This is a genomic window from Aeromonas sp. sif2416 (assembly GCF_019218665.1).
GTDB classification, from domain to species: domain Bacteria; phylum Pseudomonadota; class Gammaproteobacteria; order Enterobacterales; family Aeromonadaceae; genus Aeromonas; species Aeromonas encheleia.
In genome coordinates this window covers 380972-403038 of sequence record NZ_JAHUXC010000001.1, presented here as the reverse complement: position 1 = coordinate 403038, position 22067 = coordinate 380972, and the positions used below count along the sequence as shown (strand labels likewise).

Annotated in this window: 19 protein-coding genes; 13 read left to right on the top strand and 6 right to left on the bottom strand. The window is 61.0% G+C overall.

All coding sequences use genetic code 11. From position 1 onward, the window contains the following. Nucleotides 1-58: 58 nt before the first annotated feature. Complete coding sequence (gene pgm, locus KW821_RS01800; RefSeq protein WP_218290128.1) at nucleotides 59-1708, bottom strand: phosphoglucomutase (alpha-D-glucose-1,6-bisphosphate-dependent); 1650 nt, start codon at nucleotides 1706-1708, stop codon at nucleotides 59-61. A gap of 52 nt (nucleotides 1709-1760) precedes the next feature. Continuing rightward, nucleotides 1761-2270 carry a replication initiation negative regulator SeqA gene (gene seqA / locus KW821_RS01795; protein ID WP_218290127.1) on the bottom strand — a complete coding sequence of 170 codons (510 nt, stop codon included), beginning with the start codon at nucleotides 2268-2270 and terminating at the stop codon, nucleotides 1761-1763. A 290-nt stretch (nucleotides 2271-2560) separates the two neighbouring features. Here seqA and KW821_RS01790 point away from each other — a divergent pair, with 290 nt between their 5' ends. The 4 genes from KW821_RS01790 to fldA are packed head-to-tail and all read left to right on the top strand — an operon-like array spanning nucleotide 2561 to nucleotide 4483. Continuing rightward, nucleotides 2561-3325: an alpha/beta fold hydrolase gene (locus KW821_RS01790; RefSeq protein ID WP_218290428.1), complete on the top strand. Its 765-nt coding sequence runs from the start codon at nucleotides 2561-2563 to the stop codon at nucleotides 3323-3325. A 55-nt stretch (nucleotides 3326-3380) separates the two neighbouring features. Beyond that, nucleotides 3381-3602 carry a DUF2788 domain-containing protein gene (locus KW821_RS01785; protein WP_005325663.1) on the top strand — a complete coding sequence of 74 codons (222 nt, stop codon included), beginning with the start codon at nucleotides 3381-3383 and terminating at the stop codon, nucleotides 3600-3602. A gap of 20 nt (nucleotides 3603-3622) precedes the next feature. Beyond that, a complete protein-coding gene (ybfE, locus tag KW821_RS01780) occupies nucleotides 3623-3919 on the top strand; it encodes a LexA regulated protein (RefSeq protein WP_218290126.1) in 297 nt (98 codons plus the stop codon). 39 nt (nucleotides 3920-3958) lie between these two features. After that, nucleotides 3959-4483 (top strand): flavodoxin FldA, encoded by a 525-nt coding sequence (gene fldA, locus KW821_RS01775; RefSeq protein ID WP_042651363.1) that lies wholly within the window; start codon nucleotides 3959-3961, stop codon nucleotides 4481-4483. 70 nt (nucleotides 4484-4553) lie between these two features. Here fldA and KW821_RS01770 read toward each other — a convergent pair whose 3' ends face one another. After that, the gene (locus tag KW821_RS01770; RefSeq protein ID WP_218290124.1) at nucleotides 4554-5030 is read right to left on the bottom strand and encodes a DUF4442 domain-containing protein; all 477 of its coding nucleotides are present in this window, start codon (nucleotides 5028-5030) and stop codon (nucleotides 4554-4556) included. 244 nt (nucleotides 5031-5274) lie between these two features. Here KW821_RS01770 and fur point away from each other — a divergent pair, with 244 nt between their 5' ends. Beyond that, a complete protein-coding gene (gene fur, locus KW821_RS01765) occupies nucleotides 5275-5700 on the top strand; it encodes a ferric iron uptake transcriptional regulator (protein WP_218290122.1) in 426 nt (141 codons plus the stop codon). A 103-nt stretch (nucleotides 5701-5803) separates the two neighbouring features. Here the strand turns inward: fur and glnS are convergent, their stop codons facing one another. Further along, complete coding sequence (glnS, locus tag KW821_RS01760; protein ID WP_218290119.1) at nucleotides 5804-7465, bottom strand: glutamine--tRNA ligase; 1662 nt, start codon at nucleotides 7463-7465, stop codon at nucleotides 5804-5806. 521 nt (nucleotides 7466-7986) lie between these two features. Here glnS and KW821_RS01755 point away from each other — a divergent pair. From KW821_RS01755 to KW821_RS01735, 5 genes are read left to right on the top strand one after another with little or no spacing between them, the layout of a single operon-like run. After that, a complete protein-coding gene (locus KW821_RS01755) occupies nucleotides 7987-10818 on the top strand; it encodes a xanthine dehydrogenase family protein molybdopterin-binding subunit (protein WP_218290117.1) in 2832 nt (943 codons plus the stop codon). Further along, on the top strand, nucleotides 10815-11345 hold the full coding sequence (locus tag KW821_RS01750; RefSeq protein ID WP_218290116.1) for a (2Fe-2S)-binding protein: 531 nt from the start codon (nucleotides 10815-10817) through the stop codon (nucleotides 11343-11345). The genes KW821_RS01755 and KW821_RS01750 overlap by 4 nt, the downstream gene beginning before the upstream one ends. After that, entirely contained in the window at nucleotides 11342-12559 is a 1218-nt protein-coding gene (locus tag KW821_RS01745; RefSeq protein WP_218290115.1) for a cytochrome c, read from the top strand. The genes KW821_RS01750 and KW821_RS01745 overlap by 4 nt, the downstream gene beginning before the upstream one ends. Further along, complete coding sequence (locus KW821_RS01740) at nucleotides 12552-13541, top strand: XdhC family protein (protein WP_218290113.1); 990 nt, start codon at nucleotides 12552-12554, stop codon at nucleotides 13539-13541. Before KW821_RS01745 ends, KW821_RS01740 begins: the two co-directional genes overlap by 8 nt. Next, on the top strand, nucleotides 13531-14097 hold the full coding sequence (locus KW821_RS01735; protein ID WP_218290110.1) for an NTP transferase domain-containing protein: 567 nt from the start codon (nucleotides 13531-13533) through the stop codon (nucleotides 14095-14097). The genes KW821_RS01740 and KW821_RS01735 overlap by 11 nt, the downstream gene beginning before the upstream one ends. Before the next feature lie 198 nt (nucleotides 14098-14295). Here the strand turns inward: KW821_RS01735 and KW821_RS01730 are convergent, their stop codons facing one another. Then, nucleotides 14296-16959 carry a beta-N-acetylhexosaminidase gene (locus tag KW821_RS01730; RefSeq protein WP_218290108.1) on the bottom strand — a complete coding sequence of 888 codons (2664 nt, stop codon included), beginning with the start codon at nucleotides 16957-16959 and terminating at the stop codon, nucleotides 14296-14298. A 121-nt stretch (nucleotides 16960-17080) separates the two neighbouring features. Further along, nucleotides 17081-18535: an N-acetylglucosamine-specific PTS transporter subunit IIBC gene (gene nagE / locus KW821_RS01725; RefSeq protein ID WP_218290106.1), complete on the bottom strand. Its 1455-nt coding sequence runs from the start codon at nucleotides 18533-18535 to the stop codon at nucleotides 17081-17083. A gap of 272 nt (nucleotides 18536-18807) precedes the next feature. On the opposite strand from nagE, the gene nagB reads away from it, so the two are divergent. Genes nagB through KW821_RS01710 form a run of 3 tightly spaced genes read left to right on the top strand, consistent with a single transcriptional unit; the run spans nucleotide 18808 to nucleotide 21982 of the window. Then, complete coding sequence (nagB, locus tag KW821_RS01720; RefSeq protein ID WP_042651352.1) at nucleotides 18808-19608, top strand: glucosamine-6-phosphate deaminase; 801 nt, start codon at nucleotides 18808-18810, stop codon at nucleotides 19606-19608. A 9-nt stretch (nucleotides 19609-19617) separates the two neighbouring features. Further along, on the top strand, nucleotides 19618-20763 hold the full coding sequence (gene nagA, locus KW821_RS01715) for an N-acetylglucosamine-6-phosphate deacetylase (RefSeq protein WP_218290104.1): 1146 nt from the start codon (nucleotides 19618-19620) through the stop codon (nucleotides 20761-20763). A gap of 4 nt (nucleotides 20764-20767) precedes the next feature. After that, complete coding sequence (locus tag KW821_RS01710; protein WP_042651350.1) at nucleotides 20768-21982, top strand: ROK family protein; 1215 nt, start codon at nucleotides 20768-20770, stop codon at nucleotides 21980-21982. Nucleotides 21983-22067: the final 85 nt, after the last annotated feature.

Below are 22067 nucleotides of genomic sequence, written 5' to 3'. Positions count from 1 at the left end.
ATAAAAAAAGAGGAGCCATTACGGCTCCTCTTTTGCGTTGGTTGACCTGCAGAGGGATCTAGACGCCGGCCTTGGCCAGGGCGGCGGAGACGATCAGCTGTGCCTCCTGCTGGATCAGATCCAGGTGTGCCTCGCCCTTGAAGCTCTCCATGTAGATCTTGTAGATGGACTCGGTGCCGGAGGGGCGCGCCGCGAACCAGCCGTGCTCGGTCACCACCTTGAGGCCACCGATGGCGGCGTCGTTGCCGGGCGCGCGGGTCAGCTTGGCGAGGATGGGGTCACCGGCCAGGGTGGAGGCTTCAACCAATGCCGGATCCAGCTTGGAGAGCACCGCTTTTTGCGCGCTGTTGGCCGGGGCATCGATGCGACGGTAGCTGGAGCGGCCGAACTTGGCCTCCAGGGCGTCGTAATGGGCCTGGGGATCCTTGCCGGTCACGGCCAGGATCTCGGCGGCCAGCAGGGCCAGGATGAAACCATCCTTGTCGGTGGTCCAGACGCTGCCGTCCTTGCGCAGGAAGGAGGCACCCGCGCTCTCCTCGCCGCCGAAGCCGAACTCGCCGCTGTAGAGGCCATCGACGAACCACTTGAAGCCGACCGGCACCTCTTTCAGGGTGCGGCCAATCTCGCCCGCCACCCGATCGATCATCGAGGAGGAGACCAGCGTCTTGCCGACCGCGGCCGTCTTGGGCCAGCCGGTTCTGTGGGTGAACAGGTACTGGATGGCCACCGCCAGGTAGTGGTTCGGGTTCATCAGGCCGGACTTGGTGACGATGCCGTGGCGATCGTAGTCAGGGTCGTTGCCGAGCGCGATGTCGAACTTGTCTTTCAGGGCGATGAGGCCGGCCATGGCGAAGGGGCTGGAGCAATCCATCCGGATCTTGCCGTCCTTGTCCAGGGTCATGAAGGAGAAGGTGGGATCGACGCGATAGTTGACTACCTCGATGTCGAGCTCATAGCGCTTGGCGATCACGTCCCAATAGGCCACGCCGGAGCCACCCAGGGGATCGACCCCGATCTTGATGCCGGCCCGCTTGATGGCCGCCAGATCCAGCACATTTTCCAGATCGTCCACATAGGGGGTGACGTAGTCGTGCTCGACCACCAGGGCGCTCTTGAGGGCCTCGGCGAACGGCATCCGTTTCACCCCGGCGAGGTTCGCCTCCAGGATGGCGTTGGCCCTGTCCTCCACCCACTTGGTGATCTCCCCTTCGGCGGGGCCGCCGTGGGGCGGGTTGTACTTGAAACCACCGTCTTCCGGCGGATTGTGGGACGGGGTGATCACCACCCCATCGGCCAGGGCCGCCGGCTTGCTGGCGTTGTGGCGCAAAATGGCGTGGGAGATGACCGGGGTCGGTGTGAAACCGAGGCCGGCCTGGATGCGGGTCTCGACGCCGTTGGCCGCCAGCACTTCGACCGCGCTGGCGAAGGCGGACTCAGAGAGGGCGTGGGTATCCATGCCGACAAACAGCGGCCCCGTGATGCCGGCCTGCTGGCGATACTCCACCAGCGCCTGGGTCACCGCCAGGATGTGGGATTCGGTGAAGGCGTTGTGCAGGGCGCTGCCGCGGTGGCCGGAGGTGCCGAAGGCCACCCGCTGCTCGGGGCGGCTCATGTCAGGCTTGTTGAGGTAGTAAGCGCTGACCAGACGGGGAATGTTGGTCAAGTCGCTGAGACGGGCCGGCTGACCGGCGTGGGGATGCTGTGCCATGGCGTTTTCCTTGCATGAGGCCTTGCCCGGCAAGGCCTGAGTCTTTGATGCGTTAAACGGTGCCGCACACCTGGGCGGTCAAGGCTTCATCGTAACCCATGCTGGCCATCAGCTGGGCCACCATGTTCTGCTTGCGGCTGGTGTTGGTATTGGTGATCACCCAGAACGGGGTATCCGGCACCTGCTTGGGCTTGGTGGTGCTGCCACTGGCACGCAGCGCCTCGGGGTCCCGCGAGAAATAGACGCGCTTGCGCCCCTTGATCTCGGTCGCCTGAGTGAAACTCTCCGGGTTGTCCTGGTAGAGGCTACTCAGCACCAGCATGAAGCGGTTGATGGACTTCTCTTCTCTTTGCAGCTCACCCGAGTCGAGCAGGGCCTGCAACCCCACGGCATCGGCGACCACACGCGGCTGGGGGGCCGCCACGGGCTCGACCACCGGCACGGCAATGTGGGATGGCTGTTCCAGCAGACGGCGCAGGATATCGGAGGCACTCTCGCCGATGTGCCGGGTCTGGCTGGCGATATAGAAGTAGAGATCGTCATCAAGCTCGATGGTTTTCATAGGGATGCGCTGGACTCGTCGAAATTCGGATGCGGCGATTATACATAGGCAAACCCGGCAGCCCAAGGGAGGGACTGGCAGATGTGCATGAATCTCATCGAGAATACGGCATAATGCGGGTCCAAGTGTGTGATCCCCCGCACTGATAAGGGATCCCGGGGTCGTCTTTTTGGAAAAAAACCACAAGAGAGACCACCCCAAGAGAATGAAATCCTTTTCTTTCAGTGCGTTAAGAATCTGGCGAAACAGCCCACGACCGATAAGGTGTTATTTTGCAACACAATCAGCTTTTGCATTTCAAGGAGCAGGGCCAGGGCCCTGCCGTCGTCCTGATTCACGGCCTGTTCGGCAGCCTGGACAACCTCGGCCTGCTGGCCCGTCCGCTCAGTGAGCAATACAGGGTCATCAGCCTGGATCTGCGCAACCATGGTGCCTCCTTTCACTCGGACGAGATGAGCTACCCGCAGCAGGCGGCGGATGTGATCGCCCTGCTGGATCATCTGGCGCTGGATCAGGTGGCGATAGTCGGTCACTCCATGGGCGGCAAGGTCGCCATGCAGGTCGCCAAGCAGGCCCCCGCGCGGGTCGGCCGGCTGGTGGTGGCCGACATAGCCCCGGTGGCCTACCCCCATGCCCGTCACCAGAATGTGTTCGCCGGGCTCAACGCCACCCTTGCCAATCCGCCCCAGAGCCGTGCCGAGGCCGAGGCCCTGCTGGCCCAGTACGTAGAGATCCCCGGCGTGCGTCAGTTCCTGCTCAAGTCCTTCGCCAAGGGGGAGTCCGGTTGGGGCTGGCGCTTCAATGTGCCGGCGCTGGAGCGCAACTACGCCAACATCATGGGCTGGCCCGACGACAGGACCCGCTTCGAGGGGCCGACCCTGTTCATCAAGGGGGGAGATTCCGACTATGTGCAGCCCCAATATACCGAGACGGTGATGGCACAATTCCCGGCCGCCAAGGCCCGCGTCATCGCCGGAACCGGTCACTGGCTGCACGCCGAAAAGCCGGTGTTGTTCAACAAATTGGTTGTGGATTTCCTGTCGACAGGCGGTTAACAGTTTCAAATCCTTTGTGATATAGTGCGCCCGTCATAAGGAGTGTGCGCAATCCATGCTGAGTGAACATATCGATCTGATCGAGAGTCTGGGCCTGAAGCTGTTCTTCGTGGCCATCTTCCTGCTGATTGGTCTGGCCATTCACGACGTGCTCAAACGCGGCAACGTGCCCCGCTTCGGTCGTCTCATCGTCTGGCTGGTTCTGTTTCTGGGTTGCGCGGGTTTTGTCGCCAAGGGGCTGATCGAAATGGGCTGGGAAGGCTCAGGGATCGGCTAACTACTTTTCATCTGTGATGTATGGCCAAACAGCAAACTGATCGAACAACACTGGATCTGTTCGCAACTGAGAAGCGCCCCGGCAGGCCAAAGACCAATCCACTCCCCCGTGAGACCCAACTCAAGATCAACAAGCGCAATCAGCTCAAGCGAGATCGGGAGAACGGCCTGAAACGGGTAGAGTTAAAGATGGAGGCCGAGTTGCTGGAGCGCCTGAACCAACTTGCGTTACAACAGAACGTCAGCCGAGCCGAGCTGATCCAATCTATCCTGAAGCAACAGATTGAGTCTGCTTTTGCAGCAGGCATCGCAATCTGACCGTTAAGCATTAACACCAAATACGGGTAACTAAACACTATGGCTAGTGTAGGTCTGTTTTTCGGCAGCGATACCGGTAATACCGAAGCTGTCGCCAAGATGATCCAGAAAGAACTGGGCAAACAACTGATTGAAGTCCGTGACATTGCCAAGAGCAGCAAGGCCGACATCGACAGCTTCGATCTGCTGATGTTCGGTATCCCGACTTGGTACTACGGCGAAGCCCAAGCCGATTGGGATGACTTCTTCCCCGAGCTGGAAGAGATCGACTTCACCAACAAGCTGGTCGCCATCTTCGGATGCGGCGATCAGGAAGACTATGCCGAGTACTTCCTCGATGCCATGGGCACCCTGCGCGACATCGTCGAGGCCAAGGGCGCCATCATCATCGGCAACTGGCCGACCGCGAGCTACGAGTTCGAAGCCTCCAAGGCCCTGGTCGATGACAAGCACTTCGTCGGTCTGGGTATCGATGAGGATCGCCAGCCGGAGCTGACCGCCGAGCGCGTCAAGGGCTGGTGCAAGCAGTTGCACGAAGAGATGTGCCTGAGCGAGCTGGAGTGATCTCCCTCCTCTGACAACAAGGGCCCCGCTGGGGCCCTTGTTGTTTCTGACTCTCGCCTCAGCAGGTGGCCTACTCGGTCGCTCTGTGTTCCGGTCTGGCGCGCACGTAGAGGGTGCGCTTGACCTGGGCCACCAGCTCACCCCCCTTGTCCTGCACCTGCACCTCGAACTCGGGGAAGTGCTTGTCTCCGCGCTCGGTGGCCGCCACGATCGATGCCAGCTTGGCGTCGGTCAGGGTGAACTCCGCCACCAGCATCCCTTTGCCCGGCTTGATGTAATTGATGCTGCCCGCCTTGTCCCAGACATAATAGCGGTTCTTGAAATGGCCCATCAGCATCAGCGGATAGATGGGGTCCGTCATGGCAAACATGCTGCCGCCGAACTGGGTCCGGTTGGCATTCTTGTTCCACCAGCGGGATTTCAGGGTGACCCGACAGAAGCGAAAATCGGGGCTCAGGGTTTCGATGTTGATGCCGGCTCCCCAGAAGGGAGGCCAGGCGTTGAGGGCGTGGCGCACCCAGGCCGCGTTGCCAAAAAGCCAATCCATGGATCTCATCCGACCAGACAATAGAGAAATTACATAGTATCAACATTTCCGGGCGGAGCAAGCCTAGCCACTGCGGGGTATATTTATACTCCAAGGGGGCTGAACATGCTAAAGCCCTTGAATTGCTGGGTTTATTTTTAACTTGGCTACGACCTATAATGACAGGCCATACGAGTTCGTGGTTGCCATTCCTTCGGCAGTCAATCAGAATAACCACACCTTCGAGAATGCGAATTAATAGAATATGGCAGACAACAACCAAGCGTTAAAAAAGGCCGGGCTCAAGATCACCTTGCCCCGCGTCAAAATCCTGGAAATCCTGCAACAGCCGGACTGCCAGCACACCAGTGCGGAAGATCTGTATAAACGGCTGATCGATCAGGGTGAGGAGATTGGTCTCGCTACCGTCTATCGCGTTCTCAACCAGTTTGATGATGCAGGTATCGTCACCCGTCACCACTTCGAAGGCGGCAAGTCGGTGTTCGAGCTGGCTACCCAGGAGCATCATGACCACCTGGTCTGCCTCGATTGTGGCAAGGTGATCGAGTTCTCCGACGAGGTGATCGAGCAGCGTCAGCGCGACATCGCCAAGGTGCACAACATCCGCCTGACCAACCATAGCCTCTATCTCTATGGTCACTGCGCGAACGGCGACTGCAAGCACGAATAACGCCGTCGGCCCGCGAGCAGCAACGAAAAAGCCAGCATGATGCTGGCTTTTTTGTGTCCGCAAGGGGGCGGGTGATGGCAGGGTCTCCCCTGCCTTTCTCGCATCAGCCTTCGGCCTTGCCCCAGACGTCGCGCAGGGCCACGGTGCGGTTGAACACCAGGTGCTCCGGGCTGGAGAGCTTGTTGTCGGCACAGAAGTAGCCTTCACGCTCGAACTGGTAGGCAAACTCCGGCTTGGCATCCTTGAGGGAGGCCTCGACCCGGGCACCGGCGATGATCACCAGCGAATCCGGGTTGAGCGCCGCCTCGAAGTCATCCTCGGCAGCGGGGTTCGGCATCTTGAACAGACGATCGTAGAGACGGATCTCGGCCGGCAGGGAGTGAGTGGCGCTGACCCAGTGGATCACTCCCTTCACCTTGCGGCCATCGGCCGGATCCTTGCCCAGGGTCTCGGGATCGTAGGAGCAGTAGACGCAAGTCACCTTGCCTTCCGCATCCTTCTCGACCCGCTCGGCCTTGATGACATAGGAGTTGCGCAGGCGCACTTCCTTGCCCAGCACCAGGCGCTTGAACTGCTTGTTCGCCTCTTCCTTGAAGTCCGCCTCGTCGATGAAGATCTCGCGGCTAAAAGTCAGCTCGCGGCTGCCCATCTCGGCGTTGTTCGGGTGCGCCGGTGCGGTCAGCACCTCGTCGCCCGCCAGGTTCTCGATGACCACCTTGAGCGGGTGCAGCACGGCCATGGCACGCGGGGCGTTCTCGTTGAGATCGTCGCGGATACAGGCTTCCAGCATGCTCATCTCGACGATGTTGTCCTGCTTGGTCACGCCGATGCGCTTGCAGAACTCGCGGATGGAGGCCGGGGTGTAGCCACGGCGGCGCAGACCGGAGACGGTCAGCATGCGCGGATCGTCCCAACCGCTGACGTGCCCCTCGGTCACCAGCAGGTTCAGCTTGCGCTTGGACATGACGGTGTATTCGAGGTTCAGGCGGGAGAACTCGTACTGACGGGGGTGGCAGTCGATGCTGATGTTGTCCAGCACCCAGTCGTACAGCCGGCGGTTATCCTGGAACTCCAGGGTGCACAGGGAGTGGGTGATCCCCTCCAGGGCGTCCGAGATGCAGTGGGTGAAGTCGTACATCGGATAGATGCACCACTGGTCACCGGTCTGGTGGTGGTGGGCAAACTTGATGCGATAGATGACGGGATCGCGCATCACCATGAAGGGGGATGCCATGTCGATCTTGGCGCGCAGGCAGGCGCTGCCCTCGGCCATCTCACCGTTCTTCATCTTGGCAAACAGCGCCAGGTTCTCTTCGACGCTGCGATCGCGGAACGGGCTGTTCTTGCCGGCCTCGGTCAGGGTGCCACGGTACTCGCGCATCTGCTCGGGGGAGAGCTCGTCCACATAGGCAAGACCCTTCTCGATGAGCTCGATGGCGTAGCCGTGCAGCTTGTCGAAATAGTCGGAGGAGTAGCAGATCTCGCCGCTCCACTGGAAGCCGAGCCACTGCACGTCCTGCTTGATGGACTCCACGAACTCGATGTCTTCCTTCGCCGGGTTGGTGTCATCGAAGCGCAGGTTGCACTGGCCCTGGTAGTCGCGGGCGATGCCGAAGTTCAGGCAGATGGACTTGGCGTGGCCGATATGCAGATAACCGTTCGGCTCGGGTGGGAAACGGGTATGCACGCTCTTGTGCTTACCGCTGGCCAGATCTTCATCGATGATCTGACGGATAAAGTTGGTTGGGCTGCTCGCCTCGGTCATGAATTCACCTCGAATGTCTCAGCTCGTGGGGCAACCGCGCGCCCCCGCTTAGAAACCGTCAATGATCCACTATTCATCCATGAGGCTCAACAGGAATTTGCCGCCACGGCAAGGGGGCCGCGCCACCAGGCCCCATTTGTGCTGGGGCCGACAAGCTTCCCACCTAGTGGACCCGCTAAACCTCACGCGGCTTAGTCTCATCCGGGTAAATCCTAAAATAGATCAATTCATATGGGTCTAGAATTAAATGGTCTCTTGTGAGTACACACAAAATACTTTTATCACGACAGTTCCAATACAAAAGCTCAAAAATACAAATCAAACACCACATAAGTCAGCTTATTATTCTGATAAATCGCATCAACTCAACATAAGATGCAACAATCCATTTTCCAAACCACTCAATCCTTAGTATTCTATTTATCATTTTCTGCAGCGACATCAAGGAAGATGACCGACAGCACCTGTCCCTCCTCGCTCCCCCGATCCGCTCGCCTCATCCTCACACAGGTAGCTGAACCATGTCCTATCCCTTATCAAGACGTGAATTCATCAAGCAGTGCGTCATCGCCGGCATCGCCGTCTACAGCGCCCCCCTTCTCGCCAACCTCTCGCTGTCCGGTATGGAAGACGAGATCTTCGATCCCGAGTTGCTCGGCCAATGGAAGCAGGGCGGCAAGATCAAGTTCCGCAGCGACGGCCTGGCCAAGGTGACCGGCCAGAAGATCTACAGCCGGGACTATCGCGCCCAGGATCTGGCCGGCTGGCCGTCCCAGCAACAACATGCGCTGCTGATCCGGGTCGACAAGGCGGATCGCGTCTATCTGGGGCTGGATCTCGCCATGCTGCCTGCCAATGCCCAGCCGGTTCGGGTCGTCACCGCCGCCGATCTGGCGCGCGACGGCGTCGAGCTGCCCTCCTTCTACGGCATCAACATGATGGTGAGCGAAGGGGCCACCCCGGATTATCTGGGTCATGCGGCCGCCATGCTGATCTTTCAGGACTTCGCCACCTTCAACCGGGCCAAGCAGATCCTGCAATTCAACGACAAGGTGATCCGTTACGGTGAGGTTGTGCCGCTGGTCGCCACGACCCGCGATCCCTGGGCCTGCTGGCGCATCATCCGGATCGAGGGCAAGCTCGGCATGAGCGACCAGTACAGCACCTTGAAGAACGGGCTCTTCTTCCCGGCCATCGTCAGCCACCAGCCGGTGTGGCCGACGGCCAAGGCCGATGGCAACGCGGGCGAACAGGGGATTTATCAGGCCGAGCTGGTGCACAAGGAGCTGGAGGCCGAGGACGCCCTGGTGCTGGATCGCAGCTACCAGACCCAGTTCATCGAACCCATGATGATGGAGCCGGAAAACTTCAACGGCTGGTTCGACGCCAAGGCGCGCACCATGCACCTGGTGATAAGCACCCAGTCCCCTCACGACTTCTACTACCAGGCCGCCGAGATGCTGGCCAAAGGCCCGCTGGCTGGCAAGGTCGACAAGCTGGTGGTGCACTCCCCCTTCATCGGCGGTGGCTTCGGCGCCAAGGATCACACCATATTCCCCTTCTATGGCCTGCTCGCGACCATTTATGGTGACGGCCCGGTGCGCCTGGCCAACGATCGTTTCGAACAGTTCCAGGGTGGCCTCAAGCGTCATCCGTTCAACATGCACAACAAGCTGGTACTCGACAAACAGAGCGGCCAGTTCCGCGCCCTGATCTCCTCCATGACGGTTGACGGTGGCGGTCGCCTGAACTTCACCGGCTCGGTGGCCAGCGTCGGCGCCAGCGCCATTCAGGGCGTCTACTACCTGCCCAAGAACGACATCACGGCGGTTGCCCTGCCGTCCGAGAACCCGGACTGCGGCTCCATGCGCGGCTACGGCTCCCTGCAAACCATGGCGGCCATGGAGATGATGATCAACGAGGCCGCCGCGCTGCTGAAGATGGATCCGCTGGCGCTGCGGCGCCGCAACCTAATCAAGCCCGGCCAGCCCAATACCCAGGGCGCCATTCCCCAGGGCAACAACCGTTACCCCGAGATCCTGGCGATGGCCGAGCGGCACGAGATCTGGGCCCAGCGCCAGGCCAGGAAGCAGGCTTACGAGACCCAGCACCCGGATCGCCTGCACGGCACGGGTTTCAGCATCACCACCAAGGACTATGGCACCGGCGCCGTGGCCCCCTCCGCCTGCGTCGAGCTGACAAGCAAGGGGGAAATCCTCCTCAAGATCAGTGGCATGGAGATGGGGACCGGGATCCAGACCTCCCAGGCCGAGATCGTCAGTCGCTACTTCGGCCAACCGGCCGACACCATAGATCTCGCCGAAATCGCGCTCTGGGAGAGCTTCAAGCTGGTCGAGACCGATAACCCCTACACCATCTCTCAGGAACGCCAGGACGAGATGCAGAAGAACCCGCGCTGGACGCTGGCCATTCCGCAGGCCTCCTCGGCCTCCATCTCCTCCTACTTCCAGAGTCACGCCACTGTGGCGGCGGCCCGCATCCTGTTCGAGCAGACACTCTGGCCGGCGGCGACCGCCATCTGGCGCAAGCAGTTCTTCGTCGGCCAGGCCGGCCTGGATCTGGGCCCCGCCAGCGAGGCGAGCTGGACCCCAGCGGGGTTGACGACCCGTGGCATGCCGCCGTTGCCGCTCTCCCTGCTGGCGGCTCATGCCCACGCCAACGGCCTCATCACCGGTGCCATGGTGCACAGCTTCAACCGCTGGGCCTGGGCCGAGTGCGACTTCACCATCGAGGGTCAGAGCCAGCGCCTGCCCATAGATGCGCTGGCGTTACGCTACGGTGACGGCGCCAGCAGCGCGCGGCGCGCACAGGCCGATGCCAACGGCTACCAGCTGCTCGATCGCACCCAGGCTCACTACCCCAGTACCAACCTGAACAACGCCATGGTGACCTACTACGCCCCCTGCGCCACCCTGGTCGAGATCGCGCTGGAGAAGGGCTCGGGCAAGGTGCACATACTGTCCGCCCACAGCTGGCTGGACGCCGGTCGGGTCATAGTCCCCGAACTGGTGGAAGGCCAGATCCAGGGCGGCTTGGCCATGGGGGTCGGTCATGCTCTGTATGAATATCTGCCGTCAGGCCAGGAAGGGCCGGGCAACGGCACCTGGAACCTGAACCGCTATCAGGTGCCCCTGGCGCACCAGCTGCCAGTCTGGAACCTGACCCACACCCTGCTGGAACCCCTCTCGCCGACCGATGCCACCAAGGGCATTGGCGAAGTGGTGATGATCCCCGTGGTCGCCGCCCTGGTCGAAGCCATCTATCAGGCGACCGGCACCCGCTTCTATCATCTTCCCGTGACTGCAACCGACATTCAGAAGGCCATCCAATGATCACCGTAAACATGACCATCAACGACCGTCTCATTGGCCCGCTCGAAGTGGATGACAACACCATGATGATCGACTTCCTGCACGAGTATGTGAACCTGACCGGCACCAAGTTCGGCTGTGGCATCGGCGTCTGTCATGCCTGCACCATAGTCGTCGACGGGGCGGATGGCAGCAGCGAGAGCGTGCGCACCTGCGTCAACGGGGTTGGCCGCTTCAATGGCCAGCGCATACGCACGGTGGAAGGCCACGCCAAGCGTAACAACCAGGGCAAGATCATCGCCCTGAGTCCGGTGCAGAAGACCTTCCTCGATCACTTCTCCTTCCAGTGCGGCTGGTGTACCTCCGGCTTCGTCAACGAGACCACTGTGCTGCTGGAACGTCTGCGCAAGCAGCCGGTGGCCATGGCCGATCTCGAATCCACCATCGAGGGGGCACTCAAGGATCACGTCTGCCGCTGCACCGGTTACAAGAAGTATTACGAGGGGGTCAAGGCCATGTTGATCTCGGAGGGGGTAGTACGCACATGATGCTCTCCGGACTCGCATTCGCACTCTTGCTCGGCACAGGCACAGTGTCTGCGGCCGACGCCCAGGATCCGCAGGTGGCACAGGGAGAATACCTGTCCAAGGTCGGCGACTGCGCCGCCTGCCACACCGCCGAGGGTGGCCAGAAGTATGCCGGTGGACTGGCGTTCAAGACGCCTTTCGGCGTCATCTACTCCACCAACATCAGCTCCGACAAGGCCCAGGGGATAGGCAGCTACAGCTATCAGAATTTTTATGAGGTGATGCACAACGGCAGCGCCCCCAATGGCCGCCTCTATCCCGCCATGCCTTATACCTCCTACCACCTGGTCACGGATGAGGACATGAAGGCGCTCTATGCCTACTTCATGCAGACCAAACCGGCCGCCACCCCTAACCGTGACAACGAGGTCGGCTTCCCCTTCAACGTGCGCACCGGCCTGCTGTTCTGGAACATGGTGGCCCATGAGGACAGCGCCTTCGAAACCGATCCGGCCAAGAGCAGCAACTGGAATCGTGGCCGCTACCTGGTGGATGGGCTGGGGCACTGTGGCGAGTGCCACACGCCGCGGGATACCTTCATGGCGATGGACGACTCCGGCTACCTGAAAGGGGCCATGATCGAGGGGGTGATGGCCCCGGAGATCACCGCCACCGAGCTCAGGCGCCAGGGCTGGACCCATGACTCCCTGACCCGGCTGCTGCGCAAGGGCTACTCGGTCAAGGGCGGCGTCTTCGCCGGCATGTATCCCGTGGTCGAGAAGAGCTTCGCCTACCTGACCGACGAAGACATGCACGCCGTCACCAGCTACCTGCTGGGCAGCGACACCCCGCTGCCGGTGCCGGAGCCCAAGCAAGTCACCCTGGATAGGGCGCACCCCGGCTATGGGCTCTACCGGGACTACTGCGCCGGTTGTCACGGCCAGGAGGGTCAGGGCAAGCCGAACGTGACGCCATCCATGTACACCAACGCCACCCTGGATCAGGCGACCCCGACCAACACCCTGGCGGTGCTGCTGCGCGGGATCCCGGCCCAGAGCTACAGCCAGACCGAGCGCTTCGCCCCCATGCCCAGCTACGCCAAGGAGCTCAACGAACAGCAACTGGCGGATCTGGTCAACTTCCTGCGCCAGACCTGGGCCCATCAGCCCTCCACCCTGAGTGCAAGCGACATCGAGGCGCTCAAGAAGGAGATCGTCGAGGCGCACGATGAGTAGCGGTCAGCTGGAGGTGCTGCGTCAGAGCCTCGCCTGGCTCGCCCAAGGAAAATCTATCTGGCTGTGCAGCATAGTGGCGACCTACGGCTCGGCTCCCCGCCCGCAAGGGGCCCTGTTCGCCACCGACGGCAGCCGCCGCAGCGGCTCCATCTCCGGCGGTTGCATCGAGGATGCCTTCGTCGCCATGTTGGCCAGGGGGGAGTATGACTCGTCCCTGAGTCTGCTGGACTATGGATCCCATCTGGCCCCCGATGGCAGCGAGTTCGAGCTGCCGTGCGGCGGCCGCATCCGGCTGCTGGTCGAACGCCTCTCAGGGGGCGAGGCCGTCGCGGATCTGAACGAGTGGCTGAGCAGGCTGCAAGGCGCCCTCCCCTTCGTGCGGGAGGTGCAACTAGGCCTAGGGGTGCGCTCCTATCTGGCCGACGAGATGCAGAGCCAGTGCGAGCAAGAAGATCCAGACAGGGTGCGGCTGAGCTATGCCCAGCGCTGGCGCCTGCTGCTGCTGGGGATCAGTCAGGTGAGCGAGCAGGTGGCCAGACTGGGACAGGCCGCTGGCTTCGAGGTGTTGCTGTGCGACACCCGCGAGGCATATCGCCCCGACTGGCACTGGGGGCCGGAGCAGGGCGGCATAGCGGTGGAGTGGTGTGACCCCGAGCGTTTCGTCGAGCGTCATGTCACGGCCCGGAGCGCCGTGCTCGCCCTGGCCCACGATCCCAGGATCGACGATGCCGGCTTGATGGCGGCACTGGAATCAGAGGCCTTCTATCTGGGCGCCATGGGCTCGGTGCGCACCAGCGAGCGCCGCCTGGAGCGATTGCAGCGCATCGGCGAGATCAGCCGGGAGCGGCTCGACAGGATCCATGCGCCTATCGGGCTGCCGATCGGCAGCAAGGCCCCGATCGAGATCGCCATCGCCACCCTGGCCGAGGTGATCGCCGCCCGTCATGGCATTCGCCTGAGGCTTCGCCAAGATGCGGCCTGAGCGGATAGCCCTGCTGCTGGCCGCCGGCTTCTCCCGCCGCTACGGCAGCGACAAGCGCCTCGCGGGCTCCCCGCCCCTGATCCTGCGCACCCTCGCCACCCTGCTCCCCTGCCATGACCGCGTGCTGGTGGTGCTCAGGCAGCGAGACGAGGCGTTACGCCAGCTGCTGGCGCCGACGGGTGCCCTGATCACCCAGGTGCCGGCAGATGGCGGCATGGGTGACAGCCTGGCCCACGGCGTCCGCACCCTGCTCGCCCAGGATTGGCCCATCCAGAGTCTGCTGGTGGCGCTGGCCGATATGCCCCATCTCTCCCGTACCAGTCTGCTGGCCTTGCAGGCTGCCCAGCAGGGTCACTCGCTGGTGCGGCCCCTCTACCAGGGTCAGCAGGGGCATCCCGTCAGCTTTCCCGCCGATCTGCTGCCCGAGCTGGCCCGCCTCTCTGGTGAGCAAGGCGCCAAGCCGGTGCTCGATCGCCACGCCGACCGCCTGATCTGCCTGACGCTGGATGATCCCGGCTGCGTGCAGGATATCGACAGGCCCGAAGACCCTCTCTGATCCACCCCGACGACGACGCCGGCAAAACGCGGGCAAAAAAAGCCCCGCACCAGGCGGGGTCACAAGGGATGAAAAACAGACAATACACACACACAACAAAGGCTCACACGCACAGTCAACCTTTCCCAAAACCGATGACATATCGGCCTTGGGAAAGGCGGGTCTTGCGACCCGCCTGGTGTTAGCGGTTGACAGCTATCAGTTCAGTTCGGTGACGCGGCTGGTGCGCTTGCCATCGAAGCTGGTGGTACGCAGGTAGACCTTGCCGTTCACGCTCGGCTTGGCCGCGGCGTCATAGGCGCTCCAGCTCTTGCCATCCAGGCTGTACTGGATGGGCAGACCAGGCAGATCCACGTTCGCTTCCAGCTTGCCGTTGACGACCTTGGCACCCGGTACCGAGAGACGGTACTCGACGCCGTAGGCTTCCAGTTTCGCCAGCTCACGCTGACCCAGCAGGTTGGCGAACTGGTTCCACTCCTTGTCCAGAGTGGCCTTGTTGACATGCTTGGTCTCGCCGGAGAACTCACGACCCTTCACATAATCCAGCTCGAAGCCACCCTTGTGCCAGGCACGCTCGGCCACGGAGAAGATCCGCGGGTAGACCATGTACTCGTACTGGGCATCGGTACGCACGGTTTCACCCCACTGCTGACCGGACATGCCCTTGAACTTGACGGGATCCTGGTCACCCTTGGCCACGAAGGCGTTGCCGTCGCGATCGGTCGAGGTCTCGGCGTTCTGCGGCAGGTTTTCCGGGGCGAAGTTGAACAACTTGCGGGTGTCGGTGAAGCGAGTCGCCCAGTAGTAGCCACGCTCGGCCGGATGCACCTCGTTCGGGAAGTCCAGGTAGAGGTAATCCGGGTTGGACAGCACCACGTCATAACCCTTGTGTGCCCACGCCATCGCGTTGTTGAAGCCGCCCCAGTAGAGGGTTTCCCAGAAGTTGACCTGGGTCTTGTCGGTGGCGAAATCCTTGGCGCCGTCGGCGTACTTCAGGCCATCTTCCCACGCCATCAGGGTGGAGTAGCCATCCGCCTTGACCATCTTGGCAACTTCCTTCGCGTAGTAGACCATCAGCTCATCTACGCTCTTGATCTTGCCCTCGTCGATCATCTTCTGGCACAGCGGGGACTTGCCGAACGGCTTGTCCTGCTTGCTCCAGTCGGCGTTGCCCTTCCAGGCCACCAGATCTTCTTTCTTGGTGACGGCCGGATCCTGGTAACCATCGCGGATCATGATGTTCTTCGCCTCGTCACCACCGTAGTGCCAGACGGTCAGCGGCTGGCCGGCGGCCTTGTGCATGGCGCCGACTTCATCCATGACCTTGGCCACGAAGGCGGAAGAGCCCGGCTGGCAAGGGTTGATGAAGGACATCTTGTCGTAGAACTGGACCGAGGTGATGTTGGAGGTATCGGCCGGATCGAGCAGACGGTACTGGTTCGCCTCCTGCTCTTTACCCTCGGCCATCAGCCGCTTGTAACGCGCCTCCATGGAGACCACGGCGGCACGGGCATGCGCCGGCATGTTGACCTCGGGGATCACGGTCACACCGCGCGCCTTGGCGTAACGAACCAGGTCGATATAGTCGGACTTGGTGTAGAAACCGCTGCCCATGTTGTCGCTGGTCGGGCCTGAACCCAGCTGCGGCAGGATGCACTTGGTTTCGGACAGATCGTGGCAACGTTCGCCACCGACGTCGGTCAGCTCCGGCAGGCCCGGGATCTCGATGCGCCAGCCTTCATCGTTGGTCAGGCCCAGGTGCAGGGTGTTGAGCTTCTTGGACGACATCTGGTCGATCAGCTTGCGCAGGGTTTCCGGGCCACGGAAGTGGCGGGCCACGTCGGTCTGCATGCCGCGGTATTCGAAGCGCGGGGCATCCTCGACCGCCATCTGGCTGATCAGCTTGTCGTTGACCCCCAGCAGGGAGATCAGGGATTGCGCGCCCCAGAAGGCGCCGTCGATGTCGTGGCCCTGGATCAGCGCGCCCTGCGAGCCGATGTTCATGTCATAGCCTTCGGCCTGCTTGACCTTGCTGCCGAGCTTGATGGTCACTGGGTAGCCGGTGTCGGAGAGGGTAACACCCAGCTTGGTCAGTGACGCCTTGATGGCTTCGGCACGGTCGGTCGGCAGATCCAGCGCGTTGAGTTTGATGCTGGAGAGATCGACCTGCGGACCCGCCTTCACCACCTGCTTGAGCGGGGTCGGCATGATCTGGTCGTCGATCTTGCTGGCCGGCAACAGCGTGCTGGCCTGATTGGCAGCGAAACGGGTCTCGCTGTTCATCAGGATGTTCTTGTCATCCTTGGTGCGCTTCCAGCCGTCGGCCGGCATCGGCTTCTCGTAACTGGTGGCATCTTCGATGTTGGTCATGCTGGCGATCACCTTGGGCTCGGCGCCCTCGGTGGCGACGTACCAGTTCGGCATGATGTCGCTTTCAAACAGCACCCAGTACTCCACCACCAGCGGCACTTCGACCGTGGCATCCTTGGCAAAGCCCTGGAACTTGTCGGTCGGCGTCATGCGATAGAGGTCGCCGGTCAGGTGGGTGATGGTGAACTGGTCGTTGTCCACCCGCTGGATGCGGCGGATGGAGTGGATGTAGATGTTCCAATCCTTGGAAGTCACGTCCGCACCGGTGTTGGTCAGGTGCAGCTTGGCAACGCCACAGCTCGCCCACTCGGAACCCAGCGCCTGACAATCCAGACCGGCACTGGCACCGTCGTTGGTGACCACTTCATACTTGACGACCAGGTTGCTGGCGAGGGAATCGACCACGGCTTGCTTGGCGGCATCGGCTGCCTGTACCTGAGCGGCACAAACGGTAGACATGGCAATGGCTAACAGAGAATGTTTCAAGTTCATAACTGCTGCTCTCATTTGAAGTAAAGGTTGGATTTTCTTGGCTTTTTTTATATGGGGCCCCTAAGCGGGGCCCTTAGTTATGTCAACAATGGACTTAGACTTGAGGTGAGCTTGCGCTCGATTAACGCAGGGATTTCATCTCACCGGCGATGATTTCGGCCAAGGGGCCCAGAATCACCTGCAGGTTCTGCTCACCGAGCTTGACCACACCGGCCGCGCCCAGGGCTTTCAGCTTGCGCTCATCCACGATGCTGCGGTCTTTCAGGGTCAGACGCAGACGGGTGATGCAGGCATCGATGGTTACCAGGTTATCTTGACCACCCAGCACTTCCAGATACTGGCGAGCCAGCTCGGTGCGGTCGGTAGTCTGAGCCTGTACCGGCACGGCTTCGTCATCTTCACGACCCGGAGTCTTCAGGTTGAACTTGACGATGACGGTACGGAAGATGGCGTAGTAGAGGCCGAAGAACACCAGGCCCTGCACCAGCAGCATGTACCACTGGGTCGCCAACGGGTTGCGCGATTGGATGAACATGTCGACAAAGCCAGCACTGAAGCCGAAGCCTGAAATCCAGTGCATGCTGGCGGCGATGAACACGGAGATACCGGTCAGCAGGGCGTGGATGACGTAGAGCACCGGCGCCACGAACATGAAGGAGAACTCGAGCGGCTCGGTCACACCGGTGAAGAAGGCGGCAAAGGCGGCTGCGATCATGATGGATGCAACTTTCTCTTTGTGCTCTTTCTTGGCGGTGTGGTAGATGGCCAGCGCGGCGCCCGGCAGACCGAACATCATGATGGGGAAGAAGCCCGCCTGGTACATACCAGTGACACCCACAACCGCTTTACCCGCGTCGATGGAGGTTTGACCGCCCAGGAAGTTCGGGATGTCGTTGATGCCTGCCACGTCAAACCAGAACACGGAGTTCAGGGCGTGGTGCAGACCGACCGGGATCAACAGACGGTTGAAGAAGGCGTAGATACCGGCACCGGTGGAGCCCATGCTGACGATGGATTCACCGAAGTTCACCAGGCCACCATAGATAACCGGCCAGACGGCCATCAGGATGAAGGAGACCACGATCATGACAACGGAGGTCACAATCGGCACCAGACGACGGCCGGAGAAGAAGGCCAGCGCCTTGTGCAGTTCGACACCGCTGAAGCGGTTATACAGCTCGGCGGCGATGACACCGGTCAGGATACCGATAAACTGGTTCTCGATTTTACCGAAGGCGGCAGGGACTTGATCCAGCGGAATTTGTTGGATCTGAGACACGGCGCCCGGGCTCAGCAGGGTGGTGACCACCAAGTAGCCGACCAGACCGGCCAGCGCGGCAGAACCGTCTTTATCCTTGGACATACCATAGGCAACGCCCACAGCAAACAGGATGGCCATCTTGTCGATGATGGCGGCACCCGCCTTGATCAGGAATGCTGCCAGCGCACTCTCGCCGCCCCAACCGTTCGGGTCAATCCAATAACCAATCCCCATAAGGATCGCTGCGGCAGGCAATACCGCTACCGGCACCATCAGGGCACGGCCGATCTTTTGTAAATAACCGAGAATGTTCACGGTTCCTCTCCTTAGTTGATGTTTTTCTAGAATTAAGTGCTTATCACGTTCGACGCATAAGCCATCAAGGCTTGATTGGCAGTCTATGGGTTTTATTTCGCTGCGCAAATTAATAAACCAACATTCGTGATCATTATCACTCAACAGAGATAAAGGTAACGGATAGATGTGGCTTAGTTCGCAATCTTTATTTACGCTATAAAACAACTTGAATCCATCTAAAATCCCTTGCCGTCGATAGACCGGCCGCAACCCGTACAGAGGTATCTAAAATGCGCCTGATCCCGTTGAAGTCCGCCAGCCAAGTGGGTCTCTGGTCTGCCCGTTACATCGTTGACCGCATCAATGCGTTCAAGCCGACCAGCGACCGCCCCTTCGTGCTGGGCCTGCCGACCGGCGGCACCCCGCTGACGACCTACAAGCGCCTGATCGAACTGCACCAAGCCGGCGAAGTGAGCTTCGAGCACGTGGTCAGCTTCAACATGGACGAGTACGTGGGTCTGCCGGCCGAGCACCCGGAGAGCTACCACAGCTTCATGTACAACAACTTCTTCAACCACGTGAATATCCGCCCGGAAAACATCAACATCCTCAACGGCAATGCCGAGGATCTGGTGGCCGAGTGCAAGCGTTACGAAGACAAGATCAAGTCCTACGGCAAGATCAACCTGTTCATGGGCGGCGTCGGCAATGACGGCCACATCGCGTTCAACGAACCGGCCTCTTCCCTCTCCTCCCGCACCCGGGTCAAGACCCTGACCGAGGACACCCGCATCGCCAACTCCCGCTTCTTCGGTGGTGACATGGAGCAGGTGCCCAAGCTGGCGCTGACCGTGGGCGTCGGCACCCTGATGGATGCCGAAGAGATCATGATCCTGGTCACCGGTCACGGCAAGGCCCTGGCCCTACAGGCCGCGGTGGAAGGTTGCGTCAACCACATGTGGACCATCTCCACCCTGCAACTGCACCCCAAGGGCATGATGGTGTGCGACGAGCCCTCCACCATGGAGCTGAAAGTCAAGACGGTCCGTTACTTCCAACAACTGGAAGCCGCCAACATCAACCGTCTGTAAGGAGCCGTCATGTACGCACTGACTAATTGCACCCTCTATACCGGCAGCTGCGTGCTGACCGGCCACGGCGTACTGATCGAGGGCGACAAGATTGTCGCCATTGTGCCCCGGGCAGAGCTGCCCGCGGAGGCAGTTCAGCATGATCTGCACGGCGCCAACCTGAGCGCCGGCTTCATCGACGTCCAGCTCAACGGCTGCGGTGGCGTCATGTTCAACGGCCACATCACCACCGAGACCCTGGCCATCATGCAGGCGGCCAACCTGAAGTCCGGTACCACCAGCTTCCTGCCGACCCTGATCACCAGTCCGGATGCGGACATGAAGCAGGCGGTGGCGGTCACCCGCGACTACATGGCCGCCCACCCCAACGAGGTGCTCGGCGTCCATCTGGAAGGGCCTTACACCAACCTCAAGCGCAAGGGCATCCACCCGGCCGATCAGATCCGCCAGCCGGCCGACGAGATGATCGACTTCTTCTGTGACAACAGCGACGCCATCGCCAAGATCACCCTGGCACCTGAGCGCAACAAGCCGGAGCACATCCGTCGCCTGGTCGAGGCTGGCATCCTGGTCTCCGCCGGCCACACCGCCGCCAGCTACGAGCAGGCCATGGCCGGGTTCGACAACGGCATCCGCTTCGCCACCCACCTCTACAACGCCATGACCCCCACCCTGAACGGGCGCGAACCCGGGGTGGTCGGTGCCATCTATGATCGCAAGGATGTCCATGCCGGCATCATCGTCGATGGTCATCACGTGCACTGGGCCACAGTGCGTCTGGCCCACAAGATCCTCGGCGAGCGGCTGGTGCTGGTCACCGATGCCACCGCGGCGGCGGGTGCACCGGAAGGCTTTGAGAAGTTTGATTTTTGTGGCGCAACCGTCTATTTCCGCGATGGTCAGTGCGTCGATGAGAATGGTACACTCGGCGGTTCTGCCCTCACCATGATCGAAGGGGTGGAAAATCTGGTCAAACAGGTCGGATTACCGCTCGATGAAGCACTGAGAATGGCCACCCTTTACCCCGCACGCGCCATTGGATGGGACTCACGTCTCGGTAGTATCCAGGTCGGAAAAATTGCCAACCTCACCGTCTTTGATCAGGCCTTCACGGTCTGCGGGACCGTGGTTAACGGACACTACACACAACAGTGACACTATGACTGGCGGACAAATAGCAAACGTAGATCTCATCAAGCAGGTTAACAGTGCGGTCGTGTACCGGCTCATTGACCTGCAGGGGCCCATCTCGCGGGTCAAAATTGCCGAGTTGAGTCAGTTGGCCCCGGCCAGCGTGACCAAGATAACCCGGCAACTGATCGAGCATGGGCTGATCAGGGAGACCTCGCCGCAGGCATCGACCGGCGGACGACGAGCCATCTCCCTGACCACCATCAAACATCGCTTTCAGTTTGTCTCTGCCAAGCTCGGCCGCGGCTACCTGCAGCTGAGTCTCTATGATCTCGACGGCAAGGAGCTTGATCAGCACATCACCCAGGTGACCGAGATCGAGCAGCAACCCGTGGTCGACATGCTGCTGCGGGAGATTGGCGCCTTCATCGATGCCAACGCCGAGCGCAGCCGCAACCTCATCAGTGTCGCACTCACCATGCCGGGCCTGGTCAATCCGGAATCCGGCATGGTCATCTACACCCCGACCTACCAGATCCGCAACCTGGCGCTGGCCAAGCTGCTCGAGCACCATTTCAACCTGCCCTGCTACGTGGGCAACGATACCCGCTCGCTGGCGCTGGCCGAGCATTTCTTCGGCGAGTCCCGCGACTGTATGGACTCCATCCTGGTGAGCGTGCACCAGGGCACTGGCTCCGGCATCATCACCAAGGGCAAGGTGTTCCTCGGCCAGAATCGCAACGTCGGCGAGATCGGCCATATCCAGGTCGAGCCGCTCGGCAAGCGCTGCCACTGCGGCAACTTCGGTTGCCTGGAGACCATCGCCTCCAACGAAGCCATCGTCGACAAGGTCAAGGAGCTCATCAGCCGTGGCCACCTGAGCGCCCTGCAGGACAAACACATCACCATCCAGGAGGTGTGCAAGGCCGCCGTGGCGGGGGATGAGCTGGCACGCAGCGTGATCGAGAACGTGGGGGAACATCTGGGCCGGGCCATCGCCATCACGGTCAACCTGTTCAACCCGCAGAAGGTGTTGATCGCCGGCGAAATCACCGCCGCGGAGGAGATCCTGATCCCGGCCATCCGTCGCTGCGTCGAGCACCAGTCCCTGCCGAGCTTCCACCGTGGCCTGCCCATCGTGAAGGCGCGCTTCCAGAACCAGCCCACCATAGGCGGCTTCGCCCTGGTCAAGCGCTCCCTGCTGGAAGGGGATCTGCTGCAGATCATCATGGAGCAGAAATAGTCCTGCTCCCTCCAATAAAAAAACGGCAGCCATCGGCTGCCGTTTTTGTTTTATGAAGCGTGACACCCGAATTAGCCCCCGGGGT